The sequence below is a fragment of the Brevundimonas sp. NPDC055311 genome (assembly GCF_053645695.1).
Genome location: NZ_JBSHMV010000003.1, coordinates 376,002 through 391,133, shown reverse-complemented (window position 1 = coordinate 391,133; position 15,132 = coordinate 376,002). Strand labels below are relative to the sequence as shown.

The window sequence follows — 15,132 nt, the reverse complement described above, 5'->3', positions numbered from 1 at the left end:
CCCGCGCTTGCTCCGGAACGTTCCCCGCTCTAGGTTCCGCCGCTTTCCGTAGCGCCATTGGCGCTTCCTCCTCTACGGACGCCTTATGGCCACGCACTATCTCGAATTCGAAAAGCCGATCGCCGAGCTGGACGCCAAGATCGCCGAGCTGTCGCTGCTGGCGCCGACCAGCGGATCGTTCGAGACCGAGATCGCCGCCCTGCGCAAGAAGGCCGACGCCATGCGCACCAAGGCCTACGCCAACCTGGACCCGTGGATGCGCACCCAGGTCGCGCGTCACCCGCAGCGTCCGCACTTCGTGGACTACGTCGACGGCCTGTTCACCGACTTCGTGGAGCTGCACGGCGATCGTCAGTTCGGCGACGACCAGGCCATCCTGGGCGGTCTGGCGCGCTTCCGCGGCCAGCCGGTCGTGATCATGGGCCATGAAAAGGGCCACGACACCCAGACCCGCATCACCCACAACTTCGGCATGGCTCGCCCCGAGGGCTATCGCAAGGCCGTCCGCCTGATGGACATGGCCGAGCAGTTCGGCCTGCCAGTTCTGACCTTCGTCGACACCGCCGGCGCCTATCCGGGCCTGGGCGCCGAGGAGCGCGGCCAGGCCGAGGCCATCGCCCGCTCGACCGAGCGCGGCCTGACCCTCGGCGTGCCCTCCATCGCCACGGTGACCGGCGAAGGCGGTTCGGGCGGCGCCATCGCCATCGCGGCGGCCAGCCGCGTGCTGATGCTGGAGCATTCCATCTATTCGGTCATCTCGCCGGAAGGCGCGGCCGGCATCCTGTGGCGCGACGGCACGCGGGCCAAGGACGCCGCCAACGCCATGAAGATCACCGCGCCCGACCTGATCGAGCTGAAGATCGTCGATCGCGTGATCCCCGAGCCCTTGGGCGGCGCTCATGCCGATCGTGAAAAGGCCATCCAGAACGTCGGTCAGGTTCTGGAAGAAGAACTGAAGGCCATGTCCGGCCTGTCGGCTGAACAGCTGAAGAAGCAGCGCGCCGACCGCTTCTACGCCATCGGCCGCCTGGGTTGATCGAGGGCTGATCGCGATTGCGCGGCGTCGCAGCGCCGCCGAAACTGACGCCATGCGATTCGGTCTGTTTCCTTCCTCAACACTCGGCAGGCCTCCATGCGCGGCATGAACGGGGTCGGCGAATCCCTGCGCGAAAGCGCGGTGTTCAACTTCGACGGCGCGGTGACCATGGTCATCGACGATTCGCCGTTTTCGCTGGAGCTGACCGCCCAGGCCCTGCTCGGTTTCGGCATGAAGGTCCGTCACGCCTGCGAAAGCGCGGCCGGGGCCATCGCCATCCTGCAGAACCATCCGGTCGACCTCATCCTGGTCGACTGCGAGATGCCGGGCATGAGCGGGTATGAGTTCGTGCGCTGGCTGCGCCGCTCGGGGCTGGATCCGAACGCCTACAGCCCGGTCATCATGACCGCCGCCCACGTGCGCCGCTCCAAGGTGTCGGACGCCCGCGACTGCGGCGCCAACTTCCTGATCACCAAGCCGTTCAGCGCCGGCGTTCTGCTGGAACGCATCGTCTGGGTGTCGAGAGACAATCGTCCCTTCCTGGAGGTGGGCGACTATTTCGGCCCCGACCGCCGCTTCCGAAACGAGCCCTGGCCAGGTCCCGAACGTCGCGCCGAGGAACGTCGAAGAACCGCCTTTGAAAAAGAACGCCGCGCGGCGGTAGAGCTATGACGGTCATCACGCACAATCGGCGCCGCAGCCGCCTGTCGACCCTGGTCGATCAGCCTGGCGGCGTCAGCGTCGGCGTCGCCTTGACCGAGGCTCGCGCCAATCTGGCGCGGTATGAGAGCCGCAGCCGCGAGATCATCGAGCAGCAGGTCACGGCCCTGGCCGCCCTGCCCGTTCCGACCGGCGTCGACGAAGGCGCGCTGGACCAGGCCTACGCCCACGCCAGCGCCGTGATCGACGCGGCCGGGCCGTTCGAGCTCAACGACCTGTGCGCGGCGGCGGCCAATCTGTGCGATCTGATCGACGCCGCGCCCGAAGACCGCCCATTCGACTGGCGCGTCGTCACCGTCCACGCCCAGGCGCTGCGCCTGCTGCTGACCCTGCCGCCCGAAGCCGTCGACGCCCGCGCCAAGGTGCTGGACAGCCTCAAGGACATGCTGAAGGCCAAGGTTCCGGGCGCCGGAGAGCCTGAGGCCTAGCTCGCCTGGGTCTTCGCCCCGCGCGTCTGCTTGCGCCACAGAGCCGCATATTCCCCGCCCTGACGCGCCACCAGTTCATGATGGGCGCCGCGCTCGACGATCCGGCCCGCCTTCAGCACCAGGATCTGATCAGCGTCGGCCACCGTGGACAGCCGGTGCGCCACCACCAGGGTGGTGCGGCCCGTGCGGGCGCGGCGCAACGTCTTCTGGATGGCGGCCTCGGTGCGGCTGTCGAGCGCGCTGGTCGCTTCGTCCAGGATCAGGATGCAGGGGTCCGCCAGCAGGGCGCGGGCGATTCCGACGCGCTGCCGCTCGCCGCCCGACAGCTTCAGCCCCCGCTCGCCGACGCGCGTGTCCATGCCCTCGGGCAGGTTGCGGATGAAGTCCGCTAGTTCCGCTGCTTCGGCGGCCGCCCAGATCGCCGCCTCGTCCGCATCAGGGCGGGCGAAGGCGATGTTGGCGGCGATGGTGTCGTTGAAAAGGGCCACGTCCTGCGGCACCAGAGCCACGGCGGCCCGTAGCGACGCCTGTGTCAGACTGCGCGCGTCCCGCCCATCGATCAGCACGCGCCCGTCCTGCGGGTCCAGCAACCGTAGGGCCAGTTTGACGATCGTCGATTTGCCCGCCCCGGACGGTCCCACCAGAGCCGTGGTGGTGCCCGCCGGCGTGACGAAGCTGACATCGTCCAGCCCCGCCGCCCGTGCGTCATGCCGGAAACCGACATGGTCGAAAACGATCTCCGCCCCGCAGCCGCTTTCAGGTCGCGGCAGATCGATGGCGTCGGGCGCATCCGCCACCTGCGGCGCTTGACGCGTGACCTTGAGCATCTCCTCCATGTCGATGAAGGACTGTCGGATTTCCCGATAAGCGAAGCCCAGGATGTTCAGCGGCGCATAGAGGGAGATCATGATCAGCACCGCCGCCGTCACATCGCCCGGCCCCATGCGCCCGGCCGCCGCTTCGAACCCGGCCATGACCGCCATGACGCCCAGGCCCAGGTTCATGATCAGGCCCTGGATCAGGTTCAAGGCGGCCAGGGAGGTGTTGGCCTTCAACGACGCCTGAACATAGGTCGCCAACGACTGGTCGTAGGCCTCGGCCGCACGGCCCTCGGCCCCGAACGATTTGACGGTTTCGTAGTTCAGCAGGGCGTCGACCGACAGGCCGGCCGCCTCGCTGTCGGCGGCGTTCATGGCGCGCCGGTGCTCCAGCCGCCAGTTGGCCATGGCGAAGGTCGTGGCCGCATAGACCAGCACCACGGCCACGGCGACCGCGCCGAAACGCCAGTCGTACTTGCCGCCCAGAACCGCCGCCGCCAGCACCAGTTCCAGCACCGTCGGCCCCAGGTTGAACATCAGGATGCGCAGCAGGAAGTCCACCGCCCGCGAGCCCCGGTCCATCACCCGAGACAAGGCGCCGGACCGCTTGGTCTGGTGGAAGTCCAGCGACAGGCTGAGCGCGTGGGCGAAGGTCTCGGCCGCCGCCTTGCGCTGGGCGGCCGCCCGCACGGGAGCGAACACCACATCCGACAGTTGCGGCGTCGCCGCCGACAGGAAGCGGACCAGCGCCCAACCCACGGCGAAGGCGGCGAATCCCAGGCCTACGGACGCCGCCGGTCCCTGGTCCGCCGCCAGATGGTTGACCGCCGCCCCCAGAACCAGCGGAGCCAGGACCCCCAGCCCCTTGCCCGCCAGGGTCAGCAGGATCGCCCCAGCCACCCGCCAGGGCAGTTGCGGCGCGCCCGAACGCGCCACGACGCCGATCAGGTTTTTCAGCGCCTCGAATGTAGGCGGCGCCTCTTGCTGAGAGGCGTCGACGCCGGCGTTCATCGCCTTGGCCGCGACGTCGCCGCGTCTTCCCGAGCGCTCACCACGCATCGCCACGCCTCGCCGCCATCACGCCTCCGAGGCGAAACGCGCTCGCCACGTCAGTTCAGGCTCGCCACGGCGTCGATCAGGGCGTCGACCGACGCCTCGTCCGTCGCCCAGGAACAGACGAACCGCACCGAACCGTCATCGAACTGATAGCAGGCCCAGCCCGCCGCATTCAGCTGCTCATGGGCTTCATCGTGCATCCGCACGAACACGGTGTTGGACTCCACCGGATGAGCCAGCACGAAGGGCGTCTTCGCCTCGATGCCGTCCGCCAGGCGCTGAGCCATCAGATTGGCGTGAGCGGCGCCCGCCAGCCAGTCGCCCGACTCCAGCAGCCCCAGCAGGGGCGCGGCCAGCAACCGCCCCTTGGACGCCGTCTGGCCCGCCTGCTTCAGCCGGTTGTCGATCCGCCGCGTCATCGCCTTGTCGAAGATCACCAGAGCCTCCACGCAATGCGCTCCGGCCTTGGCTCCGCCGAACGACAGCACATCGACGCCCAGGCGCGGAATGTCCTTGGGATCGAAGCCCGCGGCCACGGCGTTGGCCAGCCGCGCTCCGTCCATGTGCACGCCCAAGCCCGCCCGTTTGGACGGCTCGATCAGGTGGCGCAACTCTTCCTCGGAATAGACGGCGCCGTATTCCGTCGCCTGGGTCAGGCTGAGCGCGGCCGCCGGCTGACGATGGCCCACGACCGGCTCTTCCAGAGCAGCGTACAGGGCGGCTACGTCGATCTTGCCCGAATAGCCCGGCAGACCGATCAGGCCGACGCCCTGGCCGAAGAAGCCGGGCGCGCCCGTCTCGTCCGTGCAGACGTGGGCCGCATGATGCGCCAGAACCGCCTCATAGGGGCGCGCCAGCATCGACAGGCCGATGGCGTTCGCCGCCGTACCGCTGAAGACGAAGCGCACCTCGGCGTCCGCATCCAGGGTCTGACGGATCAGATCGGCGGCGCGCGCCGATGTATCATCAGCCCCGTAGGCCCGCGCGAACCCCGCGTTGGCGGCGACCAGGGCCTGAAGCGCCGAGGGCGCCATGCCCGCCGTATTGTCGGAACCGAAATCAAAACGCACGGCTCATTCTCCCCCTTGGGCCGACGTTCCGTCGGGCGCCACATCACTCTGAACAGGGGCCATGACGACCCGCGCGAACTTGGCGTCCCTTGCCGGCACCTCGACCTGGTGCGGGAAAGGAATCTCGATGCCGGCCTCGTCCAGGGCTTCCTTGCCCGTCTGCATCAAATCCGCCTGCGTCTGCCACCAGTCGTCGTTGTTCACCCAGGCATGCAGGGTGATCTGGACCGCGCTGTCCAACAGCCCTGTCACGCCCGTCCATGGCGCAGGCTCCTGCAACACCCTGTCGTTGACCCGCGCGACCGAGGCCAGCACCGCGCAGGCGTCCTTCAGATTGTCGCCGTAGCCGACGGTGAACTTGATCTCGATGCGGCGCGTGCGTTGTCCCGTCAGATTGACGATCACGTCGCTCAGCACCTTGGAGTTCGGAATGACGATCTTGTGGTTGTTGGCGTTCGTCAGCTGGGTGGTGAACAGGTCCAGCTTCTGCACCGTGCCGGAGGCGCCGCCTACGTCGATGGCTTCGCCGACGCGATAGGGGCGCAGAATCAGAAGCATCACGCCCGCCGCCACATTCGACAACGTCCCCTGCAGCGCCAGACCGACGGCCAGGGAGGCGGCGCCCAGCACGGCGATGATGGAGGTCGTCTGCACGCCCAGCCGCTGCAACACGGCGATCATGCCGATGATGATGACCACCACCCGGACGATCTGCACCATGAAAGCCAGCACGGTGGGATCGCGCCGCACCACCCGCGTCCGCCCCAGAATCTTGCGCGCCGCGCCCGAGGCCCATCGCGCGGCGATGAGAGTCAGGACGAAAATGATGGCCGCCACCGTCAGGTTGATAGCGAAATCGCCCAGCATATCCATGGCCTTGGCCAGGATGGCGGCGTCGATGCTCAACCTCTGCTCGCCGGCGGCCACAGCCTGAGCCAGAGGCTCGGCGAACGCGGCAGGACTATGCTGAAACTTCGTGAGCATGAACCGGGTCTAACGCACGTACAGCCGATTGGAAGCCCCGCCGCTCAAGCTTTTTCGCCGGCGCTGACGCGCCCGCCGCCTCGCTCGATCACATCCAGCAGGTCAAGCACGGAATCGAGGCTGTCGGCCTCACGCGCGGGCTTGTCCCAGCGGATGCGGCTGACGCGCGGAAAACGCATGGCGACGCCCGACTTGTGACGCGTCGAACGCTGCAGTCCCTCGAAAGCGATCTCCAGCACCAGACCGAAATCGCGCTCGGCGCGGACCGCGCGGACCGGCCCGAACCGGTCCGTCGTATGATCACGCACGAACTTGTCCAACTGCTTAAGCTCCTCATCGGTGAAGCCGAAGTAGGCCTTGCCGACCGGCGTCAGCGCGCCCTCATCGGTCCAGACGCCGAAGGTGTAGTCGGAATAGAATCCCGAGCGTTTTCCGTGCCCGCGCTGGGCGTACATCAGCACGGCGTCGATGACGTGCGGGTCGCGCTTCCACTTGAACCAGGGCCCCTTGGGACGCCCTGCAACATACAGGCTGTCGCGGCGCTTGAGCATCAGCCCCTCCGCGGCGGCCCCGACCGGCGGATCAGCGCGCAGAGCGGCAAGATCGTCCCAGGTCTCATGCGCCAACAACGGCGACAGCCCCAGGCGCTGCCCGCCATGCTCCCCCGCCAGGCGTTCCAGTCGCGCCCTCCGCTCGATCAGGGGCAGGCCGCGCAGGTCTTCTTCTCCATCGGACAGAAGATCATAGGCCAGGATCGACGCGGGATAGTCCTGCATCAGCCTCGCGCTCGCCGTCTTGCGATTCAGCCTCTGCTGCAGATCCCCGAACGGCGCCACCCCCCCGTCGCGTATGACCAGAAGCTCGCCATCGACAGCCCCCTCGAAGGCCAGATCCGCCGTTACATCCGGAAAGGCGGACGATATCTCATCGCCCGTGCGGGAATAGAGGCGTGTCTGCCCGCCTTCGCGTACGGCCTGCACCCGAATGCCGTCCCACTTCCATTCGGCGAGGAAGTCCGCCGGGTCCAAGCACGGCAGATCCAGCCCTTCGTCGAGGGCCGTAGCCAGCATGACAGGACGAAACCGGCCGGGCGCGTTCGCGCTGGGCTGCTCCGCCCGCCCTTCGACCCAGGCGAACAGATCCTGATAGGGGGGCTGCAGCGCGTGCCATATCTCCTCGACATCGCTGACAGTGATCGGCGGCAGGCGCCCGACCGCCTCATGCCCATCAGGGCTCGGCGGGTCCGTCAGGGCGGCCGGCCGCATCATCGCCACGGCGGTGCGGGCCAGACGCGCGGACAGGCCGACCCGGAGCCCTCCCGTCACCAGCTTCAGCAACGCCCACCGCCCCTTGGGCTCCAGCGCATCCAGCCAGCCCTCGATCAGGACGGGCGCGTCGGCGCGGTTGGCGCGAAGCAGGGCATCGACCACCTCGCCCAGATCTGGCTCCCGATTGGCGCGATGCGAGGGGTCACGCGGCCAGATCAGCGCGGTCGTCTCGGCCAGATCGCCCACATAGTCATAGGACCAGCCGAACAGGATGGGATCGACCCGGGCCTCGACGGCCTTGCGAATCATGGCCGGCTTGGCCGCCGTGAAGCTCAACTCGCCGGTCAGGGCCGCCAAGGCCCAGCCGCGATCAGGGTCGGGCGTCGCCTTCAAGTAATCGCGCAGCAGCACCAGCTTGGCGTTGCGCGAGGTCGTCAGCGACAGGCGGTCCAGCAATTCGGCGAAAGGACGCAATCGGGCTCCAGCTCTCAAGGCTCTCCTGCACAACGACGAAGAGAGCGCCTGGCTCCCTCGACCGCTCCCGGCCCATGCGCCGCGTGATCAGGCGGCCTCCGCTTCTTGGTCCATCAAGCGGCGAAGCGCCGTCCGTCCGCCCTTGGCGTGCGCCATGAGGGCCGACAGGCTGCGGAAATCGATCGGCTTGTTCAGATAGGCGTCAGCGCCCGCCGCCAGCCCGGCTTCATGGTCCTCGTTCCGCGCCGAGGCCGACAGAACCACGATGGGCGTCTCGGCGTTGGCCCCTCCCCCTTCACGGATCAGGCGCGTCGCCGCCAAGCCGTCCATGACCGGCATGTTGACGTCCATGACGATCAGATCGAACCGCTGATCCCGAGCGGCGTCGACGGCTTCCTGACCGTTTTCGGCGATGCTGCTGCGCCGCCCGGTGGAAGCCATCCAGGCTTCCAGGATCATGCGGTTGACGGGGTGATCCTCCACCACCAGCACCTCCATGCCGTCGCTCATGACGACGTCGCCCTCGGCTGGCGTCGCGGCTTCGGCCGCGCGCCAGGCGACCACCTCGCCCTCGACGACGAAGGTGAAGGTGGAGCCTTCGCCCGGGCTGGAGGTCACGGAAATGTCGCCCCCCATGATGTTGGCCAGACGGCGCGAGATCGTCAGCCCCAGCCCGGTGCCGCCGAACCGCCGTGTCGAGGACGCGTCCAACTGGGTGAAGGGCTGGAACAACTGTTCCATGTCGGCTTGGGAGATGCCGGCGCCGCTGTCGATGACGGCGAATTCAAAAGTCACGCGGCGTTCTGAAACGCGTCGCCCTCGGGTGACGAAACGAACGGCGCCCTGATCCGTAAACTTGACCGCGTTGGACAGGAGGTTCTGCACCACCTGGCAGACCCTCAAAGGATCGCCGCGCACCACGGCGGGAATGTCGCCTTCGAAGGCGGTCACGAAGTCGAGCCCCTTGGCCTCGGCCTGGGCCTCGAACGGGCCGATGATGCGACGGTGCAGATCCTCCAGGTTGATGTCCACCGTCTCGAAATTCATGCGCCCGGCCTCGATCTTGGTCATGTCGAGGATGTCGTTCAGCAGGCTCAGCAGGTTGTCGCCCGAGTTGCGGATGATCGCCAGATACTCGCGCTGCGCCCCTTCCAGCCGCGTCGCGCTCAACAGTTGCGCCGCGCCCAGCACCCCGTTCATCGGCGTGCGAAGTTCATGGGAGATGACGCCCAGGAAGTTGGACTTGGCCTCATTGGCCGCATCGGCCTTGTCGCGCGCAGCCTCCAACTCCTCGATGAGATGCGCCTGATGCTCCTGGAAGGCGCGTATCCGCTCCTCGCGCAGCATGGTCATCGTCACAAGGACGAAGAGGCTGGCGGCCGTGAACGGCGCCAGGGCGACAAAGGGCCAGAAGACGGGGTCGCCGATCAGGCTGGCGCCGATGATCGCCGCCGCCGCGCCATAGGGAGAGGAGATGAGAATAGCCTGCCGGGGCGAGTTCCTCAGCTGGGCGAACACCAGAACATAGCCCGATATCAGAAGGGCGATGGCCAGTTCACGCCCAAACAGCGACGGCGAGAACCACGCCAGCAGGGGCGCCACGGCCCAGACCGCCGTGGTGGCGGTCGCCACCGCCGGGAACACCAGCCCCCAGCCGGCGCCCGCGCTCTGGCTGACGCGTTTCTCGACCTCGCCGCGCAAGGCGCCTGCGGCCAGGGTCGCGACGAACCAGAGCAGGCCGTGCGCCAGACCGACCGTCGCAATCAGTCCCAACGCCCAGCTGACGATAATGAGATAGCGCAGATAGTGGGTTTGCAGGATGGCGGTCAGGGCCTGGGCCGCTTCGCCCGGCGCCTGCGCCCCATCCATCCCCTTCGCAAACCCGTCAGATCCAACCATCGCGACGCCCCCGCTCGCTCCAAAATGCTTCGGGTGCGGACGCTAGAATGAAAGGTTCTAAGACGATATGAATGCGGATAACTACGTAATCCGAATTATCAACGGCGGCGACCGACGTCAGGCCTGAGCTTCCTGCGGCGTCTGCGCCCGGATCGAAAGGGCGTGCACCGGACCGGCCAGCTCCTCCTTCAGCACGGCGTTGACGGCGCGCTGTCGGGCCACGCGCGTCTGGCCGGCGAAGGCGTCGGATACGATGGTCAGCTGAAAATGACTTTCCCCGCCGTCCTTCGCGTCAATGCCGCCTTCATGATGGTGGCCCGCGTGCTTCCAGCTGTCATCCTCCAGTTCCAGACGCACCGGCGCGAAGGCCGCCGTCAGTTTTCCGCGCATAACCGTCGCGATCGGGCCGTCAGACATAGGGACTCCTTGAAGCTGACCAATTCGGCCCTACACTTCGGGCGATGTCTGCGTCTTTTCAATACAAGCCTCGCTTCACCGACATTCGGGTCAAGCCGCCGCGTTCCGACGATGAACAGGAAGCGGCGGAGGATGTCCTGCGCCTCAAGCCTGGCGAGAAGGCCTGCGAATGGGCGGAGTGCACCCGGCCGGCCACGGCCCGCGCGCCCAAGTCGCGCGAGCAGCTGAACGAATTCTATGACTTTTGTCAGGCGCATGCGGCCCAGTACAACAAGAGCTGGAATTTCTACGCCGGCATGAACGAAGGCCAGATTCGCGCCGCCCAGGAAAACGAGGCCATGACCGGCGGCCGCCCCACCTGGCAGATGAAGGCCGGACCGCAGACGCGCGAGGCCGCCGCCTTCGCCGCCAAATTCGGCACGGCCAATAATTCCGGAGCCGGTTCATGGCGCGACAGCTTCGGCCTGTTCGGTCGGCGGGTTCACGCCGAAGGCCCGGTGCAGGACGATCCCAGTCATCGACTGGGCAAGCTGGAGCGCGCCGCCCTGGCCGACCTGGGTCTCGAGCCCGGCGCCGACAAGGCCGCGATCAAGGCGCGCTATCATGAGATGCTCAAGCGCTTCCACCCGGACACCAACGGCGGCGATCGCGGCGCGGAAGCCAAGCTTCAGAGCGTCATCAAGGCTTGGAAAACCTTGAAGAAGGCCGGTCACGCCTGAGCGTTCTCAACAGGCCGCCCTCGCCCGGCAAGGCGTCGACGCGGGTCATGGACTGATCGACGGCCGAGGAATCCCAGATTTCGGCAAAGACCTCGGCCCCGGTCTCGTCCAGCATCATGCGCTGCGTTTCCTGGACCGCCTCCGTGAAGCTGTCGGCTTCCAGGGGAAACATCTGAGGCGTCCTTCCGGGCGCGTCATAGACATAGCAAAAATATTGCGTGTGCGTTTCCATGTCCCTCTCCCCCGACGGGAGCGATGCCCAATTGTTAACACCGTCCTGCCGAATTCCCGAATCACAGAACCGTTGTTTCTGAAAGACGTTGCCTCTTCGTCATCCCCCTGTTCATCCCCAGGCTGGGGATAAGGAGTCCACAGATGGAAGTTCTGTATCGCGCGCACGCAACCGCCTCCGGCGGAGGCCGCGATGAAGGCCGATCGGCCACCGACGACGGCAAGATCGATGTTCGCCTGTCCGTTCCGACCGAAATGGGCGGCAAGGGCGGCGACGGGACCAACCCCGAGCAGCTCTTCGCCACGGGCTATGCGGCCTGCTACCTGGGCGCCCTGCGGCTGGTCTCGGGCAAGGCCGGTACGCCCGTCGGTCCTGACACCAAGGTTTCGGCGGGGATCGGCTTCGGCAAGAACACCCGAGGCGAGGGCTTCAATCTCGATGTCGCCTTGCGGGTGTCGGACCATGGACTGGATCGCGCGGTGATCGACGACCTGATCCAGAAGGCGCACCAGGTCTGCCCCTATTCCAACGCCACGCGCGGCAACGTCGACGTAGACCTGTCGGCGGAATAGGCGACCGGCCCAGGGCGAATAATCCATCCGGCCCCTCGCGCGTGTTGAGCCGCGCGCGCGAGGGCGCTAGGTGGATGGCCATGACCTCTCCGCTCGACGCCTCCCCCGATCCGCTCGTCACCCTGGAACCGCACCGCAAGGTCACGCTCAGAGAGGCGTTCGGCGTCGATTCCGACATGCTCGTGCCCGCCTTCGAGACGCGCGACAGCCATGTGCCGGAGATCGACGGGTCTTATCGCTTCGATCCCCAGACCACGATCGCGATCTGCGCAGGCTTCGCCTATGACCGCCGCGTGATGGTCCAAGGCTACCACGGCACCGGCAAGTCGACCCACATCGAGCAGGTGGCCGCCCGCCTGAACTGGCCCCTGGTTCGCGTCAATCTGGACAGCCACGTCAGCCGCATCGACCTGATCGGCAAGGACGCCATCGTCCTCAAGGACGGCAAGCAGATCACCGAGTTCCGCGAAGGCATCCTGCCCTGGGCGCTGCAACGCCCGGTGGCCCTGGTGTTCGACGAATATGACGCAGGCCGCCCCGACGTCATGTTCGTGATCCAGCGCGTGCTGGAGGCGCAAGGGCGCCTGACCCTGCTGGACCAGAACCGCGTCCTTCGTCCGAACAAATGGTTCCGCCTGTTCGCCACCTCGAACACCGTCGGCCTGGGCGACACCACAGGCCTGTATCACGGCGCCCAGCAGATCAATCAGGCGCAGCTGGACCGCTGGAACATCGTCACCACGCTGAACTATCTCGACCACGACGTCGAAGCCGAGATCGTCGCCGCCAAGGTGCCCGAGTGGAACGACGCCGAGGGCAAGCGTCGCATCGCCGCCATGGTCCGCGTCGCCGACATGACCCGCAACGCCTTCATGAACGGCGACATCTCGACCGTCATGTCGCCGCGCACGGTCATCACCTGGGCCCAGAACGCCATCATCTTCGACGGCGACGTGGCCCTGAGCTTCCGTCTGACCTTCCTGAACAAGTGCGACGAACTGGAGCGGCCGACCATCGCCGAATTCTATCAGCGCGCCTTCGGCGAGGACCTGCCGGAATCCGCCACGCGGGTGAAGATCGGCTAGAGGGCTTCCCTCGCACAATTGAAAAGGCCGCCTTCCTGATCGAGGAAGGCGGCCTTTTTCTTAACGCAGCCCCGAGACGAACATCCTCGGACGTGAACGCCGCACCAGCCACAGATTGACCGTGGCCGCCGCCAGCACCAGCGCCGCCGCAGCCTGGTGCAGCACGCCCAGGGTCACCGGCACCGCGTGGATGAGCGTCAGAACGCCCAGCCCCGCCTGCAGCCAAAGCGCGCTCGCCAGCACCAGGGCCGAAGCGCCCAGCCCTTCGCCCAGGCGCCCGCGCAGGGCCTGGACGGCATAGAAGGTGCCTGCGAACAACAGCACATAGGCGCCGATCCGGTGGTTCAACTGCACCAGCCCCTGATCGTGCAGGAAGGTCAGCGCCCCCTGCCCCCAAGCGACCGGCGGAAACAGGGCGCCGTTCATCATCGGCCAGTCCGTATAGATCATGCCCGCCTTGGCCCCGGCCACCAGACCGCCGAGCAGGCACTGGAAGAAGACCCCGCCCAGCAACAGACCCGCGCCCCAGCTCCATCCGCGCGGCGCGCGCGTGAAGTCAGAGCCGGACCAGGCCTCAAGCCCCGTCCAGATCAGGCCGGCGAAGATCAGGAAGGCCAGACCCAGATGGGTCGCCAGCCGCTCCGGCGCCACGTCGACGCGCTCGGCCAGGCCGCTGGACACCATCCACCAGCCGATCAGCCCCTGCAGGCCGCCCAGGGCCAGCAGGATCGCACAGCGCACGATCAGACGGCGCGGAAGGACGCGGAAGGCCAGGAACAGGACGAAAGGCACGGCGAAGACCACGCCGATCAAACGCCCCAGCAGCCGGTGCGCCCACTCCCACCAGAAGATGTACTGGAACTCCGCCATGCTCATGCCGGCGTTGACTTCAACGTACTGGGGGATGGCCTTGTACTTGTCGAACGCCTCGACCCAGTCGGCGTGGTTCATCGGCGGCAGAGCGCCCATGATCGGCTTCCACTCCGTGATCGACAGGCCCGAGCCGGTCAGCCGCGTCGCGCCCCCGACCACCACCATGGCGAACACCAGGGTCGCGCAGAAAAACAGCCACAGCGCCACCGCGCGGCTGCGGTCCAGTTCACCAATACGCTTCATTCGACGCCTGCCGTTCGCCCCGATATGCTTGCCGCCTCTTTCGCGGGCGGCGGAACCGAGGGATATGCCCCTCCCGCGAGGCAAGATCGAGTCGGTTTCTACGCCAAAGCGTCGCACAACATTCTAGGGAGCGCCGACCGGTGCAATATATCGAGATCGCCATCGCCCTGGCCGGGGCCCTGGGCCTGGCCTGGATCGCCGATCTGCTGACGGGCCGTCGCGGCCTGGGCGGGACGATTCTGGTCGCCCTGGTCAGCGCCGCCTGCGGGGCCTTCCTGGCGATCCGCGTCTTCGCCGTCGCCACCCTGGCCGACTGGGAATGGCTTCCCTGGGCCTTCGCGGCTGTCGTCATAGGTCTGGTCGCCTTCTTCCTGTTCCGGAGCAAACGCTGATGCCGCCTCGCGCCCGCCGCTTCATCGCCACCCTCGGCGTCATCGGCTTCCTGGCCTTCTGGGTGTGGGGCGCGGTGACCCTGCACGACCATCTGCCGGACGCCTGGTGGATCGACCTGATCTTCTTCGCCGTGGCGGGGATCGGCTGGGGCGTGCCGCTCATCCCCCTGCTTCGCTGGGCCGAGCGCGCGCCGGACGACAGAACGAAAGCCTGAACAGCAGAACGGCCGGCGAGGTTTCCCTCACCGGCCGTTTCAGCCTGCTGATAACCCTCAGCAAATGGTCGGAGCGACAGGATTCGAACCTGCGACCCCTTGACCCCCAGTCAAGTGCGCTACCAGGCTGCGCCACGCTCCGAAGGCGCTCCCTATAGACGGCGGTTCGGTGCTCCGCAAACCCTAAAACGCTCTATCGACAACAACTTCCGCCTTATCGGCGCAGAACGGCCTCCAACCGGGCTCTGGCCCCCTCAAGGTCGCTCAACACGGCCTCGAGGCGCGCCGAAGCCGCCGGCGTCACCGCAGCTTCCGACGCCGTTTCAGCTCGATCGCCCGAATCGATCTCCAGCGTGGCGGCGGGATCGGCATAGGCCGTCAGCCGCGCCAGGCCCTGATCCTGCACCAGACGCTGGACGCCGCGAATCGTCAGCCCCTCGTCATGCAGCAGGCGTCGGACGGCCTTCAGCACCATGACGTCGTCGGGCCGATAGAAACGGCGCCCGCCCGCCCGCTTCACCGGGACGACGAAGTCGAACTTGGTCTCCCAGAACCTCAGCACATGCTGGGGGGCGCCGACTTCATCGGCCGCTTCAGAAATGGTGCGGAAGGCTTTGGGGCTTTTGGCCAA

At 67.0% G+C, this 15,132-nt stretch carries 17 protein-coding genes and 1 tRNA gene; 8 read left to right on the top strand and 10 right to left on the bottom strand.

Annotated elements, in window-relative coordinates; all coding sequences use genetic code 11:
* Window positions 1-85: 85 nt before the first annotated feature.
* From ACWIDZ_RS13085 to ACWIDZ_RS13075, 3 genes are all read left to right on the top strand, one after another.
* Window positions 86-1,036, top strand: coding sequence for an acetyl-CoA carboxylase carboxyltransferase subunit alpha (locus tag ACWIDZ_RS13085; protein ID WP_312218340.1), 951 nt, complete (start codon window positions 86-88; stop codon window positions 1,034-1,036).
* A gap of 96 nt (window positions 1,037-1,132) precedes the next feature.
* The gene (locus tag ACWIDZ_RS13080; RefSeq protein ID WP_291782271.1) at window positions 1,133-1,708 is read left to right on the top strand and encodes a response regulator; all 576 of its coding nucleotides are present in this window, start codon (window positions 1,133-1,135) and stop codon (window positions 1,706-1,708) included.
* The gene (locus ACWIDZ_RS13075; RefSeq protein ID WP_452111286.1) at window positions 1,705-2,184 is read left to right on the top strand and encodes a chemotaxis protein CheE; all 480 of its coding nucleotides are present in this window, start codon (window positions 1,705-1,707) and stop codon (window positions 2,182-2,184) included. Before ACWIDZ_RS13080 ends, ACWIDZ_RS13075 begins: the two co-directional genes overlap by 4 nt.
* Here the strand turns inward: ACWIDZ_RS13075 and ACWIDZ_RS13070 are convergent.
* The 6 genes from ACWIDZ_RS13070 to ACWIDZ_RS13045 all read right to left on the bottom strand — a co-directional run bounded on the left by ACWIDZ_RS13070 (window position 2,181) and on the right by ACWIDZ_RS13045 (window position 10,170).
* Window positions 2,181-4,061, bottom strand: a complete 1,881-nt coding sequence (locus ACWIDZ_RS13070; RefSeq protein ID WP_453989475.1) for an ABCB family ABC transporter ATP-binding protein/permease — start codon at window positions 4,059-4,061, stop codon at window positions 2,181-2,183. The genes ACWIDZ_RS13075 and ACWIDZ_RS13070 overlap by 4 nt on opposite strands.
* A 50-nt stretch (window positions 4,062-4,111) precedes the next feature.
* The gene (locus ACWIDZ_RS13065; RefSeq protein ID WP_312218341.1) at window positions 4,112-5,128 is read right to left on the bottom strand and encodes a threonine aldolase family protein; all 1,017 of its coding nucleotides are present in this window, start codon (window positions 5,126-5,128) and stop codon (window positions 4,112-4,114) included.
* Window positions 5,129-5,131: 3 nt separating this feature from the next.
* Window positions 5,132-6,112, bottom strand: coding sequence for a mechanosensitive ion channel family protein (locus ACWIDZ_RS13060; RefSeq protein ID WP_343829263.1), 981 nt, complete (start codon window positions 6,110-6,112; stop codon window positions 5,132-5,134).
* Window positions 6,113-6,156: 44 nt separating this feature from the next.
* A complete protein-coding gene (locus ACWIDZ_RS13055) occupies window positions 6,157-7,854 on the bottom strand; it encodes a cisplatin damage response ATP-dependent DNA ligase (protein WP_453989415.1) in 1,698 nt (565 codons plus the stop codon).
* Between the two features lie 87 nt (window positions 7,855-7,941).
* A complete protein-coding gene (locus ACWIDZ_RS13050; RefSeq protein WP_338575614.1) occupies window positions 7,942-9,753 on the bottom strand; it encodes an ATP-binding protein in 1,812 nt (603 codons plus the stop codon).
* A gap of 117 nt (window positions 9,754-9,870) precedes the next feature.
* Entirely contained in the window at window positions 9,871-10,170 is a 300-nt protein-coding gene (locus ACWIDZ_RS13045) for a BolA family protein (RefSeq protein ID WP_338575616.1), read from the bottom strand.
* A gap of 44 nt (window positions 10,171-10,214) precedes the next feature.
* Between ACWIDZ_RS13045 and ACWIDZ_RS13040 the strand changes: the two genes are divergently transcribed.
* Window positions 10,215-10,889 carry a J domain-containing protein gene (locus tag ACWIDZ_RS13040; protein ID WP_291782292.1) on the top strand — a complete coding sequence of 225 codons (675 nt, stop codon included), beginning with the start codon at window positions 10,215-10,217 and terminating at the stop codon, window positions 10,887-10,889.
* Here the strand turns inward: ACWIDZ_RS13040 and ACWIDZ_RS13035 are convergent.
* The gene (locus ACWIDZ_RS13035; protein ID WP_291782296.1) at window positions 10,849-11,061 is read right to left on the bottom strand and encodes a hypothetical protein; all 213 of its coding nucleotides are present in this window, start codon (window positions 11,059-11,061) and stop codon (window positions 10,849-10,851) included. The genes ACWIDZ_RS13040 and ACWIDZ_RS13035 overlap by 41 nt on opposite strands.
* Window positions 11,062-11,264: 203 nt before the next feature.
* Between ACWIDZ_RS13035 and ACWIDZ_RS13030 the strand changes: the two genes are divergently transcribed.
* Both ACWIDZ_RS13030 and cobS read left to right on the top strand, forming a co-directional pair.
* Complete coding sequence (locus ACWIDZ_RS13030; protein WP_291782299.1) at window positions 11,265-11,693, top strand: organic hydroperoxide resistance protein; 429 nt, start codon at window positions 11,265-11,267, stop codon at window positions 11,691-11,693.
* Between the two features lie 74 nt (window positions 11,694-11,767).
* Window positions 11,768-12,778 carry a cobaltochelatase subunit CobS gene (gene cobS / locus ACWIDZ_RS13025; RefSeq protein WP_453989414.1) on the top strand — a complete coding sequence of 337 codons (1,011 nt, stop codon included), beginning with the start codon at window positions 11,768-11,770 and terminating at the stop codon, window positions 12,776-12,778.
* A gap of 60 nt (window positions 12,779-12,838) precedes the next feature.
* Here the strand turns inward: cobS and ACWIDZ_RS13020 are convergent, their stop codons facing one another.
* Window positions 12,839-13,894, bottom strand: coding sequence for a COX15/CtaA family protein (locus tag ACWIDZ_RS13020; RefSeq protein WP_453989413.1), 1,056 nt, complete (start codon window positions 13,892-13,894; stop codon window positions 12,839-12,841).
* Between the two features lie 140 nt (window positions 13,895-14,034).
* On the opposite strand from ACWIDZ_RS13020, the gene ACWIDZ_RS13015 reads away from it, so the two are divergent.
* Both ACWIDZ_RS13015 and ACWIDZ_RS13010 read left to right on the top strand, forming a co-directional pair.
* Entirely contained in the window at window positions 14,035-14,286 is a 252-nt protein-coding gene (locus tag ACWIDZ_RS13015) for a transglycosylase (protein WP_312218347.1), read from the top strand.
* The gene (locus ACWIDZ_RS13010) at window positions 14,286-14,501 is read left to right on the top strand and encodes a DUF2842 domain-containing protein (protein WP_312218349.1); all 216 of its coding nucleotides are present in this window, start codon (window positions 14,286-14,288) and stop codon (window positions 14,499-14,501) included. The genes ACWIDZ_RS13015 and ACWIDZ_RS13010 overlap by 1 nt, the downstream gene beginning before the upstream one ends.
* 65 nt (window positions 14,502-14,566) lie before the next feature.
* Here the strand turns inward: ACWIDZ_RS13010 and ACWIDZ_RS13005 are convergent.
* Together ACWIDZ_RS13005 and ACWIDZ_RS13000 are read right to left on the bottom strand one after the other, a co-directional pair.
* Window positions 14,567-14,643, bottom strand: a tRNA-Pro gene (locus ACWIDZ_RS13005).
* Window positions 14,644-14,715: 72 nt separating this feature from the next.
* A complete protein-coding gene (locus ACWIDZ_RS13000; RefSeq protein WP_291782314.1) occupies window positions 14,716-15,132 on the bottom strand; it encodes a MerR family transcriptional regulator in 417 nt (138 codons plus the stop codon).